The organism is Streptomyces sp. NPDC051452 (genome assembly GCF_044454765.1).
Lineage (GTDB): Bacteria > Actinomycetota > Actinomycetes > Streptomycetales > Streptomycetaceae > Streptomyces.
This window is the reverse complement of record NZ_JBITEB010000037.1, coordinates 1-9,172: the sequence shown is the minus strand read 5'-3', so window position 1 is coordinate 9,172 and position 9,172 is coordinate 1. Positions and strand designations below refer to the sequence as shown.

Here is a 9,172-nt window from a genome sequence, read left to right as displayed (position 1 = left end):
GGCGACTGCTGGGCGGCGGCCACGAACGGCCGGTGCCGTCCCGCGACCCGGCACCAGGCCCTCGACGCGCTGCGACAGCAGGTCCCGCCGTGCCCACACTGCCGACCCGACACCGCACCGGGTGTCCTGGACTAGAGCGGCCCTTCCGGCCGGGCCGGTCCCCGGACGCCGGCCGCGTCGGGCGCCTCGCCCGGGCGGTTGCCCGGGTCAGGCGCTGCGCGAACGCCGGCCGGCCGTCTTCTTCGCCGCGGTTTTCTTGGCCGGCTGCTTCTTCGCGATGGCCTTCTTCGGCTTCGGCAGTTCGTGCACCTCGGCGGGGCCGGTCTCTTCGCGGGTGGCCTTCGCCTTTTCCACCGACGCGGTCAGTGCCGCCACCAGGTCGAGCACCTGGGCGGGCTCTTCCGGCTCCGGCGCCTCGGGCAGCGGCCTGGACTCCCGTTTGGCCTCGATGATCTGGTTCTGTTGACGAGAGCGGGTTCTGGCACAACTTCTGTGGAGCTGCGCCGTGGCTACGTCCCGACAGCTCCTTGGCCTGCCGATTTCCGCAGCGGGGGATCCAGGCGTTCCCGGCTTCGGGCCGGCACCACAGAAGTTGTGCCAGAACCCGAGAGCGGGCAGCAGTTGTTCAGCGGTTCGGGCAGCATCCAGCCCTGCCGCCGTTCGATTTCATGCGCCGGGGCAGCCAGGAGCCGGTGGAGGAGGCCGCGTGGCGAGAAAAGCCATGGCTCGGTCCCGATGCCGGAGGTTAACGTCGGACGATGCGGATCTTGCATCTCTCAGACACCCACCTGGACCGGTCCGGCGGCCCCGACGAGGATGGGGCCGATGGCACTGCGGCACTCGGCCGCCTGCTGGGCGAACTGAGTCATCTGGACGACCTCGACGCGGTGATCGTCAGCGGCGACATCGCGGACGACGGCTCTCACGAGGCGTACACACGGGCACGTGAACTCCTGTCCGGCTACGCCAGCCGGCGAGGGGCGAACGTTTTCTACACGACGGGCAACCACGACGACCGCACCGCGTTCGCCGACGTGCTCGGCACCGGCCACGTGCAGCCCGACGCGGTGTACGAGGGAGCCGCAGGTGAGCGCGCGGCGGCAACCACCGTCGACGGATGGCGACTGATCACGCTGGACACGCTCGTTCCGGGCAAGGGTCACGGCCGACTCGACGGCGCCCAGCTCGATTGGCTTCGCGAACTCCTTGTAACGCCAGCGCCCATGGGCACCGTCCTGGCCTTGCACCACCCGCCGGTCTGCCTGGACGTCGATGTCCAGCGGGCGCTCGGCCTACAGAACAGCGCAGAGCTGGCGGAAACGATCCGCGGGACCGACGTGCAGCTCATCTTGTGCGGGCACTTCCACCTGCAGATACTGGCCCGTCTGGAGCAAGCAACCGTCTGGGTCACGCCCGGCGTCGTCAGCCGTATCGACCTGACCGCCCGCCCCGGCACCGAGCGTGCCGTCCACGGCCCGTCGGCTTCCCTCGTTCACCTGGGAACGCCCAACGGGCCAATCATCCATACGCTCCACGCACGAGACCCTCGCATGGGTGAGACGGTCTACGAGGCCGACGAGGAGGAGATGCGCGAGGTCATCGAAAGGCTCGGTCCCGCTCCCGCGGGCCTGAACTGATCCTGTGCCTCCAGTGAACGGGATTCATCCTCTGCAGCCGTCTCCAGCGCCCCCGCTCGACTTCCACTGTTCGAATCGACGGAACCGCAGAGTGCTGTCCGAGGCACTGCGCAACTGCTGTCCAATCTCGGGTTCTGGCTCGCTTTCCGTGAAGCGCGCACGCTGAGTGACGACTGACGCTCGGACCGGACTTCGGGAACTTGCCTGAAAATGACCAGTGCCGATCTTGGTGTGGCCGACAGTACGGCGACGTGGCTGAGACGTTGCTCCGGTTGGAGGAGCTGCTGTTCCCGTCCATCGCGGACGTGGTGGTGCTGTCGGTGGACGTGAACGACGAGGCGATAAACATCGGGGCCCGAAGTACGGCGGCTGGGGCCGCATGTCCTCTGCCTTCGGGTCCGCAGGTTCTTCTGTCCGGACGATTCATGCGGACGGCAGACGTTCGTCGAGCAGATGTCAGGACTGACCCGGCGGCACAACAGGTGGACCGAGCGGTTGCGTTCGACGCTTGCCGCGGTCGGTCTCGCCCTCGCTGGCCGGACCGGCGCCCGGATGGCACACCTCGCACGGTCGCTGGATGGATCCTCCGCCACCCCGACACCCTCACCGAGGCGGAACAGCTCCGCCTCAAGGCCGTCCTGGTCCACTGCCCCGAACTGGATGCACTCACCGGACATGTCCGGTCCTTCACCGAGATCCTCACTGAGCGGCAAGGCCATCGGCTGCCCGAGTGGCTCGACGCCGTCCGCAACGACAACCTGCCCGGCCTCCACACCCTCACCGCCGGTATCGACCGCGACCGCGACGCTGTCATCGCCGGTCTCACCCTGCCCTGGAACCCGGGCGTCGTAGAGGGGCACGTCAACCGGATCAAGATGCTCAAACGGTAGATGTTCGGCCGAGCCGGATTCCCGCTCCTCCGAAAGCGAGTACTGCTCTACAGGCGACCGACGCGTAAGGACGGCTGTCCCGCTGGCTCCTACCCCTCATCGATTCGGCGAGGAGCCACGCCGAGAATCAAGTTCTCCATGGCGTGAGGCATCGGTCCGAAGCTGGCAACCCAGGTCTCGACGAGATAGAGCACGCCCACTTCATCGATGCCCAGGAAGAACCGGCCGTGGTCCAGCTCGCCGAGCGGATAAAGATGGCGCCCGATCGCTTCGCCCCACTCCGTGAAGCGGTCATCCTCGCCCCAGGCCAGCTCGGGGTCCAGCTCGAACGGCGTGCGTGCACAGCTGATCCCTGGTCCGTTGACGTTCACAGTCAGACCGCCGAACTCCTGCAGGAAAGCTTCAGCAGCGTGGTGCATAGCGAGGCCGGCTGCTTCGAACATAGATCGCCAGCGGGCCGTGTCTACCTTCCGTCCAGGCGTCCATCCCGACGCCTCCAACACCTCATCTACCTCTGGTGACCAGCTACTCATCCGGGGCCCCGACTCCTCAGGAATGGGTGTGCAGTGATCATCTCAGTGGCCGACGTCACTGAACAGTGTGTGACCGCTTCACGGAAAGCGAGCCAGAACCCGAGTTTCGACGTCACTGGGGTACTTGCACGGGCAGCAGCGGGCTGCTCCTGGTGAAAGGACCCTGGCTATTGCCGAGGTACACGTGCTGGTGCGCGCCCTCGGCGGGCTACGGCACCGAATCTGACGGCCGGCGGCAAGTATCAGGTGGTCGACGCAATTGCTCGGATGACGGCCGTAATCGCCGGGGTGGGGCGGCCGGGGAGCCGCGCCACGAGAACCCGGCGGATTTCGGGGGGTGCGCCTTCGACGTGCAGCAGGCTCACCCCGGGCGGCAGCACCGGCGAGAGCCGCGAGGGCACCGTCGTCACCCCGAAGCCACCGGCGACCAGCTGAAGCTTCGTCAGCCAGTCGCGCGCGCAGTGGACGATGACTGGCCGTCCGGGCAGACCAGGCCAGACACCGAGCAGTGGCTCGGCGTTCGACGCCGGGGCGGCAATCCACGGGGCGTCGACCAGTTCGTCGACGTGCGCCGCGGTGCGGCCGGCGAACGCTCCGGTCGAAGGCACCGCCACGACCAGTTCGGTGTCCGTAACGGTCTCGGTGTGCAGGCGCGGCGACTCGCCGTCCAAAGGCCGGTGGGGCGGGCGGGAGGTCAGTACGGCGAGGTCGATCGAGCCCGCGCGCAGTGCCCGGACCAGGGAGGGCGTGGTGCCCTCGGCAGTCGTGAGCGTGATCTGCGGGTCTGTCGCCGCGAGGCGGGTGAGTGCGAGGGGCAGGATGGCCGCGCCCGCGCTCAGGAACAGTCCGAGCCGCACGAGTTCGGTCCGCGGGACGGTGTCGGTGAGGTCGCGCTCGGCTTCCGTCAGGCAGTCCAGGATCGTGCGGGCGTGGCGCAGCAGGGTCAGACCCGCGGGGGTGAGCTGCACTCCGTCGGGCCGGCGTTCGAACAGGGCGGTGCCCGCGCTGCGTTCGAGGGAGGCGGCCTGACGTGAGACCGCCGACTGGGTGTAACCCAGCCGGGTGGCTGCTGCGGTGAAGCTGCCGGACTCGGCGATCTGCCGCAGGACCCGTAGGCCTGTGCTGGAGATGTCCATGCGACATACGCATACCACGGATGCTTGATCGTCGCTTCCCGCATGCCCGCCGGGCTCCTAGTGTCGATCCCGACGAACACGGACGGACACGGAGGTCATCACGTGCGAGCAGCAGTTCTGACGCAGTTCGGCGCCCCGCTCACGGTGCGGGAGGTGCCTGACCCCGAGGCCGGCGGCGGCGAGGTGGTGGTCGAGGTCCTCGCCGCCAGCGTGGCGCCCTACGCGGCTGAGGTCTTCAGCGGCGAGCGGAACTATCCCCTGGTCCCTCCCGTCGTGCCCGGGATCGGCGGCGTGGGACGGGTCGTCCACGTGGGCCCGGACGCCACCCGACTGCGTCCCGGCGACCTGGTGTGGTGCGACTCGACGGTGCGCTCGCGGGATGACGCCCTGACGCCCGATATCACGCTCCAGGGCTGGAGTTCCCGCGGCGAGGGCGGCGCTCGCCTCGCCCGGTACCTGCACGACGGATCGTTCGCCGAGCTCATGCGGGTCCCGACGGAGAACGTCTTCCCGCTCCCCGCAGCGGCGGGGGACGACCCGGCTCGCTGGGCCGCGCTCGGCGTGCACGTCATCCCTTATGGCGGGCTGCTGGCCGGCGGGCTCGCAGCCGGTGAGACGCTGCTCGTCAACGGGGCCACCGGCAAGCTCGGCAGCAGTGCGGTTGCGGTCGCGCTCGCCATGGGGGCGGGCCGCGTGGTCGCCCCAGGCCGCAACCAGGCCGCGCTCGACCTCCTCGCCGACCGATTCGGTCCGCGTCTGCGCCCGGTCCCGCTCACCGGGGACGAGGCCGGCGACCGCGCGGCGATGTCCGCGGCGGCCGACGGCCCGATCGACATGGTGATCGACCTGCTACCGCCGAGCGCACCCAGCTCGGCAGCGCGCACGGCAGCCATGACCGTGCGTGAATACGGCCGCGTCGTTCTCATGGGCGGCGTCGGCATGCTCGGTGGCGACGACCTCGCCCTGCCGTACCCATGGATCATGCGCAACTCGATCACCGTGCGCGGCCAGTGGATGTACCCGCGTACAGCGAACGTCGGCATCATCCGGCTCCTCACCTCGGGCACCCTGGACCTCGCCGCCGAACGGGTCCGGTCGTTCGGCCTCAACGCCGTCAACGACGCCGTGACCTACGCAGCCTCACATGGTGGCCCGTTCGACCGCACCACCCTCACCCCACCGGCTCGCTGACAAGACCGGCTGATCCCCACATGCCAGCGCCGCGCCCCACGGCGGCGTCGTTCGGGTAATCTGCCCGGTTTGGTCGGAGAGCGTGCTGAGCGATGGTGGGCCCTGTCGTGGTGGGGCCTCACACCGCCCTACCGTAGAAGGGGCTGCCAGTGCGGCCCCCACCATCGGACCCGATCAGGTGGTGGCTCGACCATCCGAGAGCACTCCCCGAACGCAGCCTTCCGCTGGAGCGCGAGCACGCCCGTCGGGCCCAACTCTTCCAGCCGGACGGTCGCTGCCTCCCACAACGGAGTACCCGAACGACCAGTAGCAGCACAGCTCAGCCAATGCTCGGGGCCGCTGCGCGGCCATCGCGCACGGGGCGTGTACATGGAGACGCAGCATCGCTGCACTCTTGGAAGCCTTGCCCGGCACACGGCTGCACCCACCGCATCCGTCCGCGAGCGCACCCCGCGCGGCGACGACGGGGCAGCGCCCGCACCGGAGTTGCGGCCGCTGCGCTGGGGGCTGGTGCCGTCTTGGGCGTAGGAGGCGAAGATCGGCGCGCGGATGATCAACGCACGGGTCGAGACCGTACATGAGAAGCCGGCCTTGCCCCCGAACGGCTCGAGGAACTCTCCGCCCTGGGGATGCGCTGGCAGTGACGCGTGGGCAGGCGTTCTGTCCGCGCTGAGTAGGGCCGGCCTTGGGACGGCAGGCAAGGGAGCGCGTAGCCGTGCTCGTCGGCTGACCGCATAGGAACGCAGTGCGCTGCGATTGTCATGCCTCGGCGCTTTCAGCCGCACGGACGTGCTCTGGGCCTGCCGCCGGGGCGGCGTCCACCTCCTCGACGTGCTGAGCGCGGGTAGCGGGCTGGCGGGTGGCTGCGGCCAGAGCGCCCTCCACGCCCGAACACCTCCGCATCGGCGGGGAGGACGGCACGGTAACCCACCGTGGGCCTGCTCTGGCCGAACACCCCGCGTCAGCGGGGAGGACTGGGGCCCTGTCGGTGACGGCCTGGCCGAAGCGGCGCGGGCGGTCCGCCGCACGGGGCCCATGGATCTTGGTGATGTCAAGGCGTAACGGGGAGGCTAGCGAGGTGCCGCGAGTACGTCCCGGAGTACGTTCTCGAGCGTGACGCGGGCCAGCTCGTGTCTCAGGGTCTCCTCGATGCCCTCGTAGATGCTCTGCATCGCCGGCTGGATGCCGTAACCCACCACGTATTCGGCTTGCCGGCGGGCGTCGTGGGCTTCGCGGCCCGCGTCGAACACGCAGAAGCGGGCTGATCGACCCCTCCACCGCCTGGCCGCCAACCGCTGAAGGCCGGCCAGACCAACGTCATCCGAGCGGGACAGGCCCTCGACCCCGGGGAACAGCGTCCAGATGAGCTGCGATGCGCGTAACCGTCCGGGCATTGTCCTCGAACAGATGCGCCTGCATGCCCGCCGCCTGAGCAGCCTCAACATTGACTGCGAGATCGTCGATGAACAGACAGCTCTCCGGCTGCACCTCCAGGCTGGCGCATGCTGCCTCGAAGGCACGCGGGTCTGGCTTCTCGATGCCGATCTCGTGCGAGTACACGATTTGCTCAACCAGTTCGTCGAAGTGATACAGCGCCGTCTCCCGTTCCCGGGCGCCGACGAAGCTGTTGCTCAGGATGCCCAGCCTGCAGCTTCCCCGCAGCCCACGCACGTAAGCGATGAGCTCCTTGTTAGGGGTTCCCAAGTACTCCGCCCAGAGATCAGCCATGAAGCCTTCAACCTGGGGTGCGTCGAGCCCCAAGCGTGCTGCCACCTGCTCGTGAACCTCTCGTTCACTGATACTCCCGACGCTCCCGGCTTGCCACACGTCGCGCATCCGCTCATGCACAGTGCCCAACGGCAACCCCAGCCGCTCTTCCCACCGCTGCACACACCCCGTTTCCGGCGTGATCTCCAGCACGCCACCGATATCGAGAATGACGCAGGTCGCCGTCACTCGAACTCCCCCTCTTCGTCCTGCCCTGCTGGCGAGCGCACACCGCTCGCTCGTGTGATCTACGGAGACACTGTCGCCCTTCCCTCTGGGGCAAGGTCAAGCGATCTTGAAACCTTGTGGCAGCACTGTTGCGAGCCGCCGACACGACTCGGCTGCATCGTCAGGTGCCTTTAGAGGTCATCTCATTTGGCTGAGTAGGCTGTCGGCTGTGGTGGGGATCATTGAGCGGCTGGTGCCGGACGAGCTGTGGGAACTGTTCCAGCGGGTCGCGCCGGAGGCGCCATCACGGCCTCAAGGTGGCGGCCGGCGCCGGCACGGCGACCGTGAGGTGCTGGCGGCGATCGTGTTTGTGGCGACGTCGGGCTGCACGTGGCAGCAGCTGCCGAAGTCGTCGTTCGGACCGTCCGGAGCGACAGCTCACCGACGGTTCACCGAATGGACGAAGGCTCGCGTGTGGGCCAAGCTGCACCGCCTGGTCCTCGACGAACTCGGAGCCCGCGGAGACCTGGACTGGTCTCGCTGTGCAATCGACTCGGTGAACTTGCGGGCCCTGAAAAAGGGGAGCTGACGGGTCCGAATCCTGTCGACCGGGGCAAGTACGGCTCGAAGATCCACCTAATCACCGAGCGGACAGGTCTGCCCCTGTCTGTCGGCATCTCCGGTGCCAATGTCCACGACAGCCAGGCCCTGATCCCGCTCGTGAAGGGCATACCGCCGATCCGATCCCGGCGAGGCCCCCGCAGGCGTAGACCCGACATACTGCACGCCGACAAGGGTTACGACTACTCCCACCTGCGGCGATGGTTATCCCAGCGGGGTATCCGGCACCGCATAGCGCGCAAGGGAGTCGAGACCTCGCAGCGGCTCGGTCGGCACCGCTGGACCATCGAGCGCACGATGGCCTGGCTCGCCGGCTGCCGCCGACTCCACCGCCGCTACGAGCGCAAGGCCGAACACTTCCTCGCCTTCACGAGCATCGCCTGCACCCTCATCTGCTACCGCAGACTCACCAAATGAGATGACGTCTTAAAACTCGTGACGAACCGCGGAGTCCTCGACCGGACGCTGACGTCAGAACTCGTCAACAAACGCTGCCGCAAGAAGGGTTCTGGCACGGGTTCCGTGCAGCAGTGACCGAGCGTTGCGAGCCGGGAGGTGGCTGCCTCGCTGGTCAGGACTGGACCTGATCCGGCCCTACGAGGTTAGGGTGCTGATTTGTCGGCGACGGGTGAATCGTGACCCAGTTCCGACGGGTGAAAAGTGACCCCCACTGCGTCAGTTGATGTTGGTCATTCCCCGCTGTTGGCCGCGGGAACCCGTCCGAGGTCACGGCCGCGCATGCGATAGCTGTCGCCCTTCAGCGAGATCACCTCGGCGTGGTGGACGAGGCGGTCGATCATCGCGGCGGCCACGGTGTCGTCCCCGAAGACCTCGCCCCAGCGTCCGAAGGGCTTGTTGCTGGTCACGATCACTGAGGCACGTTCGTAGCGCCCCGAGATGAACTGGAAGAACAGGTTCGCGGCCTCGGGTTCGAAGGGGATGTAGCCGACCTCGTCCACGATGATCAGCGGGATGCGACCCAGTCGGGTCAACTCGTCGCTGAGCCTGCCCACTTGGTGAGCTTCGGCGAGGCGGGTCACCCACTGGGCGGCGGTGGCGAAGGCGACCCGGTGGCCGGCCTGGCAGGCCCGGATACCGAGCCCGGTGGCGAGGTGGGTCTTGCCGGTGCCGGGCGTTATCAGCGGGGCGTGAGCCCCTCGATTCTCTGTCTGCAACGAGCGTCACCGTGAGCGTTCTGCGTCGTTGATGCATTGCTATCAACGGGAGTT

Annotated in this window: 9 protein-coding genes and 3 pseudogenes; 6 read left to right on the top strand and 6 right to left on the bottom strand. The window is 68.1% G+C overall.

Features of this window, described 5'->3' with window-relative positions:
- Window positions 1–135: DUF6233 domain-containing protein (locus tag ACIBA9_RS37990; RefSeq protein ID WP_399370330.1), on the top strand; the 135-nt coding region annotated here is incomplete at its 5' end.
- A 72-nt stretch (window positions 136–207) separates the two neighbouring features.
- Here the strand turns inward: ACIBA9_RS37990 and ACIBA9_RS37985 are convergent.
- Complete coding sequence (locus ACIBA9_RS37985) at window positions 208–387, bottom strand: hypothetical protein (protein ID WP_399370326.1); 180 nt, start codon at window positions 385–387, stop codon at window positions 208–210.
- A 371-nt stretch (window positions 388–758) separates the two neighbouring features.
- Between ACIBA9_RS37985 and ACIBA9_RS37980 the strand changes: the two genes are divergently transcribed.
- Together ACIBA9_RS37980 and ACIBA9_RS37975 are read left to right on the top strand one after the other, a co-directional pair.
- The gene (locus ACIBA9_RS37980) at window positions 759–1,637 is read left to right on the top strand and encodes a metallophosphoesterase (RefSeq protein WP_399370324.1); all 879 of its coding nucleotides are present in this window, start codon (window positions 759–761) and stop codon (window positions 1,635–1,637) included.
- Window positions 1,638–2,149: 512 nt separating this feature from the next.
- Window positions 2,150–2,527: pseudogene (locus ACIBA9_RS37975) on the top strand (transposase); the annotation flags it as partial.
- A gap of 89 nt (window positions 2,528–2,616) precedes the next feature.
- On the opposite strand, the gene ACIBA9_RS37970 reads toward ACIBA9_RS37975, so the two are convergent.
- Complete coding sequence (locus ACIBA9_RS37970; RefSeq protein WP_399370322.1) at window positions 2,617–3,060, bottom strand: SUKH-3 domain-containing protein; 444 nt, start codon at window positions 3,058–3,060, stop codon at window positions 2,617–2,619.
- Window positions 3,061–3,302: 242 nt separating this feature from the next.
- On the bottom strand, window positions 3,303–4,196 hold the full coding sequence (locus tag ACIBA9_RS37965; protein ID WP_399370320.1) for a LysR family transcriptional regulator: 894 nt from the start codon (window positions 4,194–4,196) through the stop codon (window positions 3,303–3,305).
- 102 nt (window positions 4,197–4,298) lie between these two features.
- Between ACIBA9_RS37965 and ACIBA9_RS37960 the strand changes: the two genes are divergently transcribed.
- Together ACIBA9_RS37960 and ACIBA9_RS37955 are read left to right on the top strand one after the other, a co-directional pair.
- The gene (locus ACIBA9_RS37960) at window positions 4,299–5,387 is read left to right on the top strand and encodes an alcohol dehydrogenase catalytic domain-containing protein (protein WP_399370318.1); all 1,089 of its coding nucleotides are present in this window, start codon (window positions 4,299–4,301) and stop codon (window positions 5,385–5,387) included.
- A 432-nt stretch (window positions 5,388–5,819) separates the two neighbouring features.
- Window positions 5,820–5,978: pseudogene (locus ACIBA9_RS37955) on the top strand (SOS response-associated peptidase family protein); the annotation flags it as partial.
- A 479-nt stretch (window positions 5,979–6,457) separates the two neighbouring features.
- On the opposite strand, the pseudogene ACIBA9_RS37950 reads toward ACIBA9_RS37955, so the two are convergent.
- Window positions 6,458–6,586, bottom strand: a pseudogene (locus ACIBA9_RS37950) (transcriptional regulator); the annotation flags it as partial.
- 118 nt (window positions 6,587–6,704) lie between these two features.
- Window positions 6,705–7,343 carry an HAD family hydrolase gene (locus ACIBA9_RS37945; RefSeq protein WP_399370316.1) on the bottom strand — a complete coding sequence of 213 codons (639 nt, stop codon included), beginning with the start codon at window positions 7,341–7,343 and terminating at the stop codon, window positions 6,705–6,707.
- A gap of 217 nt (window positions 7,344–7,560) precedes the next feature.
- On the opposite strand from ACIBA9_RS37945, the gene ACIBA9_RS37940 reads away from it, so the two are divergent.
- Window positions 7,561–8,360 (top strand): IS5 family transposase gene (locus tag ACIBA9_RS37940; RefSeq protein ID WP_399370328.1). Its coding sequence is split into 2 segments (ribosomal slippage): window positions 7,561–7,896 and window positions 7,899–8,360, totalling 798 coding nucleotides; the frame shifts between segments, so codons are not numbered across the junction.
- 272 nt (window positions 8,361–8,632) lie between these two features.
- On the opposite strand, the gene ACIBA9_RS37935 is transcribed toward ACIBA9_RS37940, so the two are convergent.
- On the bottom strand, window positions 8,633–9,118 hold the full coding sequence (locus ACIBA9_RS37935) for an ATP-binding protein (protein WP_399370314.1): 486 nt from the start codon (window positions 9,116–9,118) through the stop codon (window positions 8,633–8,635).
- Between the last annotated feature and the right edge of the window lie 54 nt (window positions 9,119–9,172).

What these genes read in the sequence shown, in the direction of transcription:
- ACIBA9_RS37970 (WP_399370322.1), bottom strand. Translation starts at nt 3,060, where the DNA reads ATGAGTAGCTGGTCACCAGAGGTAGATGAGGTGTTGGAGGCGTCGGGA.
- ACIBA9_RS37965 (WP_399370320.1), bottom strand. Translation starts at nt 4,196, where the DNA reads ATGGACATCTCCAGCACAGGCCTACGGGTCCTGCGGCAGATCGCCGAG.
- ACIBA9_RS37980 (WP_399370324.1), top strand. Translation starts at nt 759, where the DNA reads ATGCGGATCTTGCATCTCTCAGACACCCACCTGGACCGGTCCGGCGGC.